This is a genomic window from Marinobacterium jannaschii DSM 6295, from assembly GCF_000620085.1.
Classification (GTDB): domain Bacteria; phylum Pseudomonadota; class Gammaproteobacteria; order Pseudomonadales; family Balneatricaceae; genus Pontibacterium; species Pontibacterium jannaschii.
Genome location: NZ_JHVJ01000032.1, coordinates 28,642 through 41,507 on the forward strand (window position 1 = coordinate 28,642; position 12,866 = coordinate 41,507).

Genomic DNA, 12,866 nt, shown 5'->3' on the forward strand with positions numbered 1-12,866 from the left:
CTCACTGATCTGCGGTCACTTGTGGCTGTTCGCCAACTTTGTAAACTTCTTTAATCTCGTAAGTTACGGTATCGCGAGTCATGTTAAAGAACTTGCGGCAACCGGTAGCGTGAACCCAGAGTTCGTGGTGGAGGCCACGGGAGTTCGTACGGAAATAAAGAAAATCAGCCCACTCTGCGTCAGTGCAGGCTTCCGGATCCAGCGGGCGAGCAATGTGCGCTTCGCCTGCAGCGTGAAACTCTTCCTCTTCACGATACTCTTCGCAGTGAGGACAGTAGATGTAATGCATTGTTTATCCTCCCCGGATTAGTGAGCTACGCCGGCAGCGCCGTGTTCGTCGATCAGGGAACCGTCGTTGAAACGGAACATGCTGAATGGCTTAGCCAGTTCGTGAGCTTCGCCTTTCGCCAGTGTTGCTGCGAAGACGTTACCTGAACCCGGAGTCGCCTTGAAGCCACCGGTACCCCAACCACAGTTGAAGAACAGGTTCTCAACCGGAGTAGCGGAGATGATCGGACAAGCGTCAGGACAAGTATCAACGATACCACCCCACTGACGGTTCATACGTACACGGCTGAAGATCGGGAACATCTCAACGATCGCCTGCACAGTATGCTCAATCGTGTGGTAAGAACCACGCTGGCCGTAGCCGTTGTAGCCATCAATACCCGCACCGATTACCAGGTCGCCCTTATCGGACTGGGACACGTAGCCATGTACGTGGTTAGACATAACCACTGTATCCAGGATCGGCTTGATCGGCTCGGATACCAGCGCCTGCAGCGGATGAGATTCCAGCGGCAGTCGGAAGCCAGCCATCTTAGCCAGTACGCCAGAGTTACCCGCAACCACACAGCCGATACGATCAGCCTTGATGGTGCCGTGCTGCTTGGTTTCAACACCGATAGCTGCACCGTCTTCTGTCAGGATATCGGTTACTTCGCACTGCTGGATCAGGTCAACACCCAGCGCATCAGCGGCACGGGCAAAGCCCCATGCTACAGCGTCATGACGTGCAACACCGGCACGTGGCTGCCAGGATGCGCCCATCACCGGGTAACGTGCGTTGGCAGAGCAATCCATGATCGGTACGATCTCAGAAACCTGCTTGGCATCCAGTACTTCACCGTCGATACCGTTGAGACGGTTAGCATTAACTCGACGCTCGATATCACGCATGTCCTGCAGGGTGTGACCCAGGTTGAGTACACCACGCTGGGAGAACATCACGTTGTAGTTCAGGTCCTGAGACAGGCCTTCCCACAATTTCATAGCGTGCTCATACAGATGAGCCGCTTCGTCCCAAAGGTAGTTGGAACGTACGATGGTGGTATTACGCGCAGTATTACCGCCACCCAGGTAACCTTTTTCGATCACAGCAATGTTTGTGACATTGTGTTCTTTGGCCAGATAGTAAGCCGTTGCCAGACCGTGACCGCCGCCGCCCACAATAACGACGTCGTATTTCTTTTTAGGCTTAGGGTTACGCCAAACCCGCTGCCAGTTCTCGTGATAGCTCAGGGCATGCTTGATAAGCCCGAAACCGGAATAACGCTGCATAGTGTCAGCTCCCAAATGACTCGGTAGTACCGAGTTTAATCACGCTCCACCCTAGACCACCGGGTGTCCCAGTTAAATTCCGGTGTACCGCTTACCCGACACACCGGCATGGCTAACCTTAGCGGTAAACCGGATATTCAGCGCACAGAGCGCGAACTTTTTCTTTTACTTCGGCAATAGTCGCTTCAGCGTCGCCTGCCTGCATCGCATCCAGGATGTCTGCGATCCAGCCAGTCAGCTGACGGCACTGCTCTTCTTTCATACCACGGGTAGTGATTACTGGAGAGCCAATACGCAGACCGGAGGTCACGAAAGGAGACTGCGGGTCATTTGGAACTGCGTTCTTGTTCACAGTGATAGAAGCACGACCCAGGGCAGCATCGGCATCTTTACCGGTCAGACCCTGTTTGATCAGGCTCAGCAGGAACAGGTGGTTATCAGTGCCGCCGGAAACAACATCGTAGCCCCGCTCGAGGAATACAGACGCCATTGCATCAGCGTTTTTCACAACCTGCTGCTGGTATTCAGTGAATTCAGGTGCCAGGGCTTCTTTGAAGGCAACGGCTTTCGCTGCGATCACGTGCATCAGAGGACCACCCTGACCTCCTGGGAATACTGCGGAATTCAGTTTCTTTTCCAGATCCGGGTTGGACTTAGCCAGGATCAGACCACCACGTGGGCCACGCAGGGTTTTGTGCGTTGTTGTAGTGACAACATCAGCGTGCGGCATTGGGTTCGGGTACAGACCCGCAGCAACCAGACCGGCAACGTGTGCCATATCGACGAACAGGTATGCGCCAACAGAATCAGCGATCTCGCGGAAGCGCGCCCAGTCAACAACACGGGAGTACGCAGAGAAGCCAGCCACGATCATTTTCGGCTTGTGTTCTTTAGCCAGCGCTTCAACTTCAGCGTAATCGATCTCACCCGCATCATTCAGACCGTACTGTACAGCGTTGTAGATCTTACCGGAGAAATTGACGTGAGAACCATGAGTCAGGTGACCACCGTGGGCCAGGCTCATGCCCAGGACCGTGTCACCTGGCTGAACCAGAGCCATGTACACAGCTGCGTTAGCCTGAGAACCGGAATGTGGCTGAACGTTGGCGTAATCTGCACCAAACAGTTCTTTGGCACGATCGATTGCCAGCTGTTCAACAACATCAACGTGCTCGCAACCGCCGTAGTAGCGCTTCTCAGGATAGCCTTCAGCGTACTTGTTAGTCAGTACAGAACCCTGCGCTTCGATCACGCGCGGGCTGGTGTAGTTTTCGGAAGCGATCAGTTCGATGTGCTCTTCCTGACGGACTGCTTCATTCTGCATAGCAGTCCAAAGTGCATCGTCAAAACCCTGGATCTGGTCATTCTTATGGAACATTTTTGTTATTCTCCTCGCCGGGCAATTCAGCCGAGAACTAGTGGTTAAACTTACCCGCGGGTTAGCCGCGTATTGTCATTTAAGGTAGCGCGCCTGGATCCAACACCCGAAAATGTCGGTAGCCATAGAAACTGTCTTACCAGTAATCCGCTCTACACTCCCATGCAGCGGATACTAGCCCGGGTCCGGAAACGCTAAATGTTTGCAGGCGGCGATATGATGTTTAATTACGACACAGGCACTGATTGGTGTCGCATACCGACAAACAGAGGTTGCTGATGAATCGCCCGGAGGCCTTATCTGGCGGGGTTCGGGCTGTTTGCGAAATTGCGACATGTCGCATTAGGGCAGGTCACTATCTGTTCAGCAGGTGATACAGCCTGTAAATTAAAGCCTGGCCTTTAGCGTCTGGACTGTACCTGATGCCCCCTCTGAATCTGCCCCTCCCTTATATAACCGATACCCTGCGCATTAGACTTTTTAGTAACTGGTCAGACCAATCAGGCATCCGTACACTGTGAATATCGGCGCAGAGATACATGACAGGTAGCTCGACTGCGCCCCCTCCAGCCATAGGCAATCAATGTCCTCCTTACGCGTGCGATACCAAACCATTGAGTTCGACAACGTAGATATTCATGTAAGAACCCTCCGCGACAGGCAGCAATTTTCAGATGACGACGGTATAGCTGAAGATCTCGGCATCTCATCCGCCACATGGCCCTTGTTTGGCATCATCTGGGCGTCAGGCGAAGTACTGGCACATCTGATGTTCGATTACGACATAGAAGGTAAGCGGATTCTTGAAGTGGGGTGCGGTATTGGCCTGACCAGCCTGATACTGAACCAGCGTGACGCCGATATCACGGCGACAGACCATCACCCGGAAGCAGGCAGCTTCTTACGCCAGAATGTCCGTCTTAACGCAGGCGAACCCATTCCCTTTGAAAGAACCGGATGGGCTGACGAGGCCGACCAGCTAGGTCGTTTTGACCTGATCATCGGCAGCGACCTGTTATATGAATCGGAGCATGCCGAGTTACTGGCAGGCTTTATAGACGATCATGCCCGAAATGATTGTGAGGTGATCATTGTTGATCCCGGACGCGGCCAGCAGACAAAATTCAGAAAACAGATGGAGGCCAGGGGCTATTTACATCACAAGTCGCTTCCTGTTGAAACGACTTATCTGGATAAGCCATTCAAAGGCCAGATCCATAAGTTCCATCGTCAAAGTCGCACGAGTTCTGGCGCCACTTAGGACAATCAACCTGGCCTTTTAGACCCGGCTTGCACTCAACTTGCCGGGCCATTTACTTCTCCGATGAATAGAAACTAACTAGCGGTTACCGAAGTTCCGGAGTCATGAGTACATAAATCCTAGAACAGGTATTTAAACGTGAATTCAAGGCGCTTCTCTCGGGTTTCACCCGAAATAGCCTGCTCTAACGTCAGGTGGAACGAAGAGTTTTGCCGCATATAGACATTTTGAGCTAGTTTCAGCAAGCCCTGCTCCCGCCCATTCCCATAGCGATAGTACGAAGATGAGAGTACTGTTTTCATATCGAAAACTTCAGATACAATCAGTCCGATCTGTGGCTCTATGTTCCATCCAGCTTTTTCCAACTGCTTATAACCGCCATTCAATAATGCAAAAAAACTAACATCAGCTCCCAATGCAACGGTATAACCGCCACCAGCGACCAGGTTAAAACCATGTTCTAAAGAACCTTCCGGCGCAATCTGCTCTTCATAGGCTACCCTCACCTGCCCAGAGAACGGCCGGGTAACCGGGTCATAGGGCAGAAGTGATTTCATCGAATAGAGTACGAACTTGTCCAGCTCAACTTTGGATGATTCATAATCATAGGCGATGGCTGTTTCGAACAGCTTAACTTCCGTGTCTCCGAAATAGTTACGGTTATCATCTTCAATGCCGTGGGAAGCTGGTAGGTAACCGACCTTAATACGGCTCTGTTCTGGCTGTAGCGAAATCCGGACTTGGGATTCCTGAGGTCGTTTAGTTGGCGTTCTATAGGCCCCTACATCTAACACATAGCGTTTGGCACCCTCAGTCTTGTCTTGTTCATCCAGCCACTCATCACGGCTGATAACGCCTTTACTATATCGATAGCTGGAAGCCGAACGGGCTAACAGCGTCTCAATTCGATCATCTTGAGGGACTTTGCGTTGCATCTCTTGCAGTGTCCGCACCATCCACTTATAAGCGGGCACGGTAATAACATCTCCAATCATCTCTTCATGATCGGCAGCCTTAACCACATCCAATGGAGTCCAGCTCTTGTTTTCAAACGTCTGGAGCCTCGGGTTAGCTATCGAGACAAGAAATAACGTCACCGTGGCACAGTTGTTTTTATCAAAGAAATAATCGATACCAACATTACGTAATTCCCATATATGGGCTTGTATCAGGGCTTTATCAAAATCAGAAGCCTTTAGTTGATACTCCCAAATATTCCGTTGCTCGGTTTTAGTGTAGTGAATAAGGGGATCATTGTAAGGAGACACAACAAAGTATCCCGGTTTGCCCACTACGACCGTTTCGTAGAAGAGCTTAACAATGTTCAAACTATCAATTTCTGTAAAGTAAGAAATTGCATGACTGACCTCGTCACGTTTATCATTGAGGCCGCTACTCCGGAGGAATACATGTCCCATCATGCTGGCAGGGCTTGAGATATTCTCGGAAGCATAGACTAATGAGAGGTCGTCGAAAGGCACTTTTGCCTTAAACTGCTCGAATTCATGGCAAGCGGAGGTGTCGGGCTGCTTCAGGTTTAGCTTGGCGCTTAGCCAGAGGTAACGCGCCGGATAGCGACAACGTATCGCAACCTTCGAATCTGGGGCAAACAGGTTTTCAATTGTGGCCATTAACTCTACGTGTGGATTATCCACCAGGCCAGACAGGAAAAAATTGTCATCGGATATATAGCTTCTCCCCTTCTGATTATGAAGGAAAGCCAGCCAAACAGGGTCTGAAGCCAGATTGAGTCTATTGGCCTGAAACTGCAAGGCAGCAACAGTTTCAGTTCCTTTATCGACAGCCTCTACTACTGCAGAAAACGCACAAAATAAAAAAAAGGAAGCGGTTAGACTTCCCTTTTTTATACACTGCAAAGCAGACATTATTAGCCTTTGCAGTTAATCATTACAGAATCTTCGTATTTCCACATCTTGTTGTTAGCGTAGTCGGTAGTAGAGCCGAAAGCGCCGACACCAAAGATGTTCACCCAGAAAGTAGGCTCGATAGAGCGGTGAAGGATAGTCTGCTTAGAGCAGTTTTCAGTCTCTGTCACAACGATCTGGTCGTGGTCAGATTTACGCACGGAAACCACACCAGGTGCAGTAAAAGGCACGCCTTCGATGTTACCGCTGACTTCCTGACCGTTGGAGGTAAGAACATTTACCTGATGCGCATCCTGGGTGAACATAGACGCACAACCAGTAGTCAGGACAACAGAAGACAGGGCAATCGCCTTAATTACAGACTTCACAATAAAACTCCTTTTAGACTCCATGTGAACCGTTGATACGGTATCCACATATTACAGGCAAAACAGGCCAAAAAGCATCCAGCTGTTTCGCATAGCAAGATCAGAAGGCACTATGCTCAGACAAGCATAATAGATCTGAAGTGGTTGCGATTATATTGCCATGATTCCATGAGTCAATTTTAAATTGATGTAACAAAACAATTAGCCTTATCCCTGCGCGGCATTCAGATTCATATATCAATAAACTAAGAGACTCAACATAAAGAGTCGCCACCAGTGGTGACGACATTAGGTACACTGCTTAAACCAGTCCGGACTGCTTCATCAGGTCGGTAATTTCCGGAAGGATACTTTCATCGTCGATGGTTGATGGCATCTTGTACTCTTCCGCCGCTGCAATCTTGCGCAGAATGGCCCGCAGGATCTTCCCGGAGCGGGTCTTCGGCAAACGCTCGACAACGATCGCCCGACGGAAACAGGCCAGTGCGCCAACCTGCTCGCGTACCATGGCAACCAGCTCTTTCTCAAGCTGCTGCTCGTCGATCTCTGCCCCGGCCTTAAGCACAATCAGCCCTACGGGCAGCTGGCCCTTAAGCTGGTCATTGACTCCGATCACCGCGCACTCTGCAACGGCGGCATGGGCAGAGACGACCTCTTCCATCTCACCGGTTGAGAGGCGGTGCCCGGACACATTGATCACATCATCAGTACGGCCGGTAATGTAGATATAACCATCATCATCCTTATAGCCGCCGTCTCCGGTGTGATAGTAGCCCGGAAATGCCGTCAGGTAAGAGTCCACAAAGCGCTGGGAGTTATTCCAGATATCCCAGGCGACACCCGGTGGCATCGGTAGCTTAACGCAGATATTACCGGCCTCATTGGCATCCACCTCATGACCATCGCCATCCAGTACACGGATGTCATAACCCGGAATCGGTTTATTGGTAGACCCCAGACGTGACTCCGATGGGCTATCCCAGCCCATCATCGGCGATGTCATCGGCCAGCCGGTCTCCGTCTGCCACCAGTGGTCAATCACCGGCACTTTAAGCAGGTCAGACAGCCAGTAGTAAGTGGAGGAGTCCAGTTTCTCACCAGCAACAAACACCCAGCGCAGGCTTTCAAGGTTGTACTTCTGAGACAGGGCTCCTTCAGGGTCTTCCTTACGGATCGCCCGGTAGGCTGTTGGCGCACAGAACATCGAGTTAACAGCGTACTCTTCGATCACCCGCCAGAATGTTCCGGCATCCGGGTTGCGGATCGGTTTACCTTCAAAGAATACCGCACTGCATCCGCCCATCAGGGGGCCGTAGACGATAAAGGAGTGACCCACCACCCAGCCGATATCTGATGCTCCCCACCAGACATCGCCCTGCTTCATACCGTAGACATTATGCAACGCGTAGTTCAGCGCAATCGCATGGCCACCGTTGTCCCGTACGATACCTTTAGGTTGCCCGGTGGTTCCCGAGGTGTAGAGAATATACAGCGGGTCATCACCGCGCACGGCGACACAATCGGCAGGCTCAACACCTTCCTGACACTGGTGCCAGTCCAGGTCACGTGCCGAGTTCAGATCGGCCTGCAGCATAGGGCGCTGACAGACGATCGTCGCGCTCGGTTTATGCGCCGACAGCTCAATCGCCTTATCAACCAGTGGTTTGTAGGCGATCTGCTTTTCGAATTCGATACCACAGGAGGCGGTAATAATGACTTTAGGCGTCGCATCGTCGATGCGGATCGCCATCTCGTTCGGGGCAAAGCCACCGAATACGACGGAGTGGATAGCGCCGAGGCGGGCACAGGCCAGCATGGCTACAGCAGCTTCCGGGATCATCGGCATGTAGATTACAACCCGATCGCCCTTCTCCACGCCCCGCGCCTTCAAGGCACCGGCAAAGCGTGCGACACGACACTGAAGATCGCTGTAGCTGATCTGTTCCTTGCTGCCACTGGCGGGGGAATCATAGTAAAGCGCAATCTGATCTCCACGGCCAGCTTCCACATGACGATCCAGTGCCAGGTAGCAACTGTTTAATTCACCATCGGCATACCAGCTGTAGGTGCCATGTTCGGTTTTACTGAGAATCGTGTCAGGCTTCTTGAACCAGTCGATATTGTCGACCTGTTCTGCCCAGTATTTTTCCGGGGACTGCTGTGCTGCGAGGTAGTTTTGTTCGTAAGACATTCTGAACCTCAGTTATTCTTTTTATGGGTTCGGCACCCGCAGGGTGCCTGCGGTTTGATGTTGCCACGGGAAATGCTAAGAAGGTTCCGGGCCTGGCAATTATTGCCAGACCCGCAGCGCCCGGGCCTTTCGGGCGCTGTCATTCATCCCTGAGAGGTCGGTGACTTATTCGTCGCCCTGGTACAGACGCAGTACACTGCCGAAGTCCAGCGTACCGTTACTATCTTTCTGCGATTTATGCAGGTTATAGAGCGCACGCGCCTGTGATCCCATCGGAATGGCAGCGCCACACTGCTGACTGAGGTCAAGCGCCAGTCCCAGATCCTTGATCATCAGATCCACCTGGAAACCGCCCTGGTAATCGTTGGACGATGGCACACCTTCCATCACACCCGGGTACGGGTTATAGACGTTCAGCGCCCAGTTACCACCGGAACTCTGTTTCATAATCTCGGACAACACAGCTGGGTCCAGGCCATTCTTCACGCCCATCGCCAGCGCTTCACAAGTACCGGTCATCAGGATCGCCAGCATCATGTTGTTACAGGCCTTGGCTACCTGCCCGGCACCATGATCGCCAGCATGGAAAATATTCTTGCCCATGCAGTCCAGAACCGGCTTCGCCTTGGCAAACTGCTCTTCACTGGCACCGCAGATAAAACTGAGAGTACCGGCCGCCGCGCCACCCACACCACCGGATACCGGCGCATCCATAAAAGCGATACCACGTTCCGCACCGGCTGCTGCAACACGCTTAGCAGTATCGGCATCGATAGTTGAAGAATCGATAATCAGTGTGCCGCTGCCGACGACATCAAACAGCGGGGTTTCACCGGTCACAAACAGACCTTCAACGTGTTTGCCGGCCGGCAGCATCGTCACAAGATATTCAACATCTGTTGCCGCATCTGCAGCAGACGCCGCCGCCTGAGCGCCGCTCTCTACCAGCTTCTGAATTGCATCAGAAGACAGGTCAAACACTTTCACATTGTGACCGGCTTTGACCAGATTGGCCGCCATCGGGCCACCCATGTTACCTAAACCAATAAATCCGATAGTTGACATAATGCTACCCTTCTTATCCTTATTCTTGATCTAAGCCTGAAGGCGCCGGGCCTTCAGGCCTGGCATTGTTCAGATGACTGTTTCCAGCGGATTGATATCCCAGGGAGATACAAAGAACTCATCCAGTGCGCCGTCCTCGATCTCAGCCAGAGTGCTGTAGGTCCATTCCGGGTTACCACACTTATCAACCAGCAGCGCACGAACGCCTTCCGGGAACTCCCTGTGACGACAGCACTGCACCGAAAGCACCAGCTCTGCCATAAAGCACTCCCGCAGAGACATATGACGCGTGACGTCTAGCTGACGCTTGATCAGTTTCACTGCCAGCGGGCTACCATGACTGATGGCCTTCTGCGAACGCTTAATCCATTTATCTTCGCTGTCGATTGCCAGCAGCGCATCGACCATCTGATCGACGGTGTCATGGTCGGTTACCTGGCGAATCACCTCGGCATGCGCCTTCACCTGCGACTCAGCCGTCAGTTGCGGCTGCGAAGCATGCTCGAGTTGTCGCAGTACACCACTCACGACGGCGGATGCATCTTCGCTCCAGTCGGAAACCGCAAGACCTTCGATCAGTGCGGGAAACATTTCCGAGGCAACAAAGCGGTCGGCCAGTCCAAGGTACAGAGCATCCGCTGCATTGATCGGATTACCGGTAAGTCCCAGGAAAAGGCCGGTATTGCCCGGCATATGATTCAGGAACCAGCTACCACCGACATCCGGGTACAGTCCGATAGTGACTTCCGGCATCGCCATATGAGAAGTTTCTGTCACAACACGGTGGCTGCAGCCGTTCATCAGCCCCATACCACCGCCCATCACGATGCCACTGCCCCAGCAGATGATCGGCTTAGGGTAGGTATGAAGGGTGTAATCCAGCTCGTACTCGTCGGTGAAGAAGGTCTGAGGGAAATCCGCATCCCCTTCGCCCGACATCGACTTATAGAGGTTGACCACATCGCCACCGGCACAGAATGCCTTTTCTCCGGCGCTGTTAAGAATGACGGCGACAACGGAATCGTCATTTTTGCAGGCGACCAGCTTCGGCTGAATCAGGTGAATCATGTCCAGCGTCAGGGCGTTAAGGGTACGCTCGGAATTCAGGACAATCTCCAGAACGGTCTTACCGTCCCGGGTGGTGTGTTCATTAAACAGTACGCAACTCATAGTCCTTTCCTCACTTGTTCTTCCACTGAGGTTCGCGCTTCTCGAGGAATGCGTTTACGCCTTCACGCTGATCTTCGGTATGGAACAGTTTCACAAACAGCTCGCGTTCCAGAATATAGCCCTGATTCCAGTGATTGCTGCGATTTTGCTGAATCAGCTCTTTGCAGGCTGACACCGCAACCGGGCTTTGCTGCTCGGCCATTTTTGCCATTTCCAGCGCTTTCTCAAATGCCTGACCGGTAGGAACGACCTCTTCTACCAGGCCAATCTCCAGCGCTTTAGCGGCTTTAACCCGCTCGCCCAGCAGGATCATGCGTTTGGTCCAGGCCTCGCCCACCAGCATGGTCAGGTTTTGCGTACCACCGGCACAAGGCAACAAACCGACTTTGGCTTCCGGCAGCGCCATCTGCACCTGTTCTTCTGCAACGCGAATATCGCAGGCCAGCGCCACTTCCAGACCGCCCCCCATCGCCCAGCCATTGATCGCGGCAATAGACACACCACGGAAGCGTGACAAAGCCTCGAAAGCCTCGCCAAAGTAACGGGACATATCACCGGCAACAGCCCGATCGCCCTCGGCAAACAGGTTCAGATCAGCACCGGCGGAGAAGAACTTCTCGCTGTCACTCTTGATGACCAGGCTGTAGATCTCCATATCCCGGTTCAGCTCGTCGACCAGTGTTGCCAGCCCCTGCAGGCTCTCTGCAGTCCAGGTATTAGCCGGCGGATTATTCATCGTAATAATCGCAATGTGGCCCTGTTTTTCGACGATCAGCTTGTCTGTCATGATTTATCTCCGTCAGAATCCGTTACAGAATGTCGGCCGCGTCCTGCATCAGCAGGCGACGGGCAACAATGACACGCATAATTTCATTGGTGCCTTCAAGGATGCGGTGAACCCGGTTGTCGCGCACATAGCGTTCCATCGGGTACTCTTTGATATAGCCATTACCACCAAAGATCTGCAGTGCTTCATCGCAGATATTGAAGCAGACGTCGGTGGCATAGCGTTTCGCCATAGCACAGTAGGTGGTGCGGTCAGGATGCTTGTTATCAAGCTTGCTGGCGGCCAGCCTTACCATCTGGCGGGCTGCAACCAGCTCCGTCGCCATATCGGCAAGCTTAAACTGCAGCGCCTGAAAGTTAGCCAATTCCTTACCGAACTGCTTGCGCTCATGCATATATTCGGTGGCGCGGTTCAGGGCGGCCTGGGCGGTGCCCACGGAGCAGGTGGCAATGTTTATACGCCCACCATCCAGTCCCATCATCGCGAATTTGAAGCCATCGCCCTCGTTACCCAGCAGGGCCTCTTCGGGGATCACAACGTCTTCAAAGGTAATCATTCGTGTAGGCTGACTGTTCCAGCCCATCTTATCCTCTTTACGCCCATAGACGATCCCTTCGGATTTAGCGTCTACTGCGAAAGCCGAGATACCTTTCGGTCCTTCGCCACCGGTACGGGCCATCACAACCAGTACATCGGTCGCACCGGCACCTGAGATAAAGATCTTGCTGCCGTTGAGGATATATTTGTCACCGTCTTTGCGGGCGGTGGTTTTAAGTGATGCCGCATCAGATCCGGCATTGGGTTCGGTCAGGCAGTAAGATCCCAGCAACTGACCACTGGCAAGGCCTTCGCACCAGCGTTCACGGGTGGTTTCATTACCAAAACTGGCGACCATCCAGCTCACCATATTATGGATGGTGATAAAGGCGGTGGTAGAGGTACAGCCCTGTGCCAGCTGCTCGAAAATAATGCTGGAATCCAGTCGACTCAGTTCCAGACCACCCTGCGCTTCCGGTGTATAGAGTCCACAAAAGCCCAGTTCGCCTGCTTTCTGCAGTACCTCGACCGGAAAGACCTGCTTTTCGTCCCACTCAGCCGCATGGGGTTCCATCTCATTCTGTGCAAAAGCACGCGCCATATCGGCAAATGCAACCTGATCTTCGTTCAGTTCGAAATCCATTGCCCTCTCCTGAATTCTTA

At 52.6% G+C, this 12,866-nt stretch carries 11 protein-coding genes; 1 reads left to right on the top strand and 10 read right to left on the bottom strand.

Features of this window, described 5'->3' with window-relative positions:
- Position 1: 1 nt before the first annotated feature.
- The 3 genes from Q354_RS0114415 to glyA all read right to left on the bottom strand — a co-directional run bounded on the left by Q354_RS0114415 (position 2) and on the right by glyA (position 2,938).
- Entirely contained in the window at positions 2–289 is a 288-nt protein-coding gene (locus Q354_RS0114415) for a sarcosine oxidase subunit delta (protein WP_027858219.1), read from the bottom strand.
- A 17-nt stretch (positions 290–306) separates the two neighbouring features.
- Complete coding sequence (locus Q354_RS0114420) at positions 307–1,560, bottom strand: sarcosine oxidase subunit beta family protein (RefSeq protein WP_027858220.1); 1,254 nt, start codon at positions 1,558–1,560, stop codon at positions 307–309.
- A gap of 118 nt (positions 1,561–1,678) precedes the next feature.
- On the bottom strand, positions 1,679–2,938 hold the full coding sequence (gene glyA / locus Q354_RS0114425; protein ID WP_027858221.1) for a serine hydroxymethyltransferase: 1,260 nt from the start codon (positions 2,936–2,938) through the stop codon (positions 1,679–1,681).
- Positions 2,939–3,521: 583 nt separating this feature from the next.
- Here glyA and Q354_RS0114430 point away from each other — a divergent pair.
- The gene (locus tag Q354_RS0114430) at positions 3,522–4,199 is read left to right on the top strand and encodes a class I SAM-dependent methyltransferase (protein ID WP_027858222.1); all 678 of its coding nucleotides are present in this window, start codon (positions 3,522–3,524) and stop codon (positions 4,197–4,199) included.
- A gap of 119 nt (positions 4,200–4,318) precedes the next feature.
- On the opposite strand, the gene Q354_RS0114435 is transcribed toward Q354_RS0114430, so the two are convergent.
- From Q354_RS0114435 to Q354_RS0114465, 7 genes are all read right to left on the bottom strand, one after another.
- On the bottom strand, positions 4,319–6,085 hold the full coding sequence (locus Q354_RS0114435; RefSeq protein ID WP_027858223.1) for an Lnb N-terminal periplasmic domain-containing protein: 1,767 nt from the start codon (positions 6,083–6,085) through the stop codon (positions 4,319–4,321).
- Positions 6,086–6,087: 2 nt separating this feature from the next.
- A complete protein-coding gene (locus Q354_RS0114440) occupies positions 6,088–6,453 on the bottom strand; it encodes a hypothetical protein (protein WP_027858224.1) in 366 nt (121 codons plus the stop codon).
- Between the two features lie 301 nt (positions 6,454–6,754).
- Positions 6,755–8,644, bottom strand: coding sequence for an AMP-binding protein (locus Q354_RS0114445; RefSeq protein WP_027858225.1), 1,890 nt, complete (start codon positions 8,642–8,644; stop codon positions 6,755–6,757).
- 165 nt (positions 8,645–8,809) lie between these two features.
- A complete protein-coding gene (gene mmsB / locus Q354_RS0114450; protein ID WP_027858226.1) occupies positions 8,810–9,709 on the bottom strand; it encodes a 3-hydroxyisobutyrate dehydrogenase in 900 nt (299 codons plus the stop codon).
- A gap of 69 nt (positions 9,710–9,778) precedes the next feature.
- Positions 9,779–10,879 carry an enoyl-CoA hydratase/isomerase family protein gene (locus Q354_RS0114455; RefSeq protein WP_027858227.1) on the bottom strand — a complete coding sequence of 367 codons (1,101 nt, stop codon included), beginning with the start codon at positions 10,877–10,879 and terminating at the stop codon, positions 9,779–9,781.
- 10 nt (positions 10,880–10,889) lie between these two features.
- Positions 10,890–11,666 carry an enoyl-CoA hydratase gene (locus Q354_RS0114460; protein ID WP_027858228.1) on the bottom strand — a complete coding sequence of 259 codons (777 nt, stop codon included), beginning with the start codon at positions 11,664–11,666 and terminating at the stop codon, positions 10,890–10,892.
- 22 nt (positions 11,667–11,688) lie between these two features.
- Entirely contained in the window at positions 11,689–12,846 is a 1,158-nt protein-coding gene (locus tag Q354_RS0114465; protein WP_027858229.1) for an acyl-CoA dehydrogenase family protein, read from the bottom strand.
- Positions 12,847–12,866 lie beyond the last annotated feature (20 nt).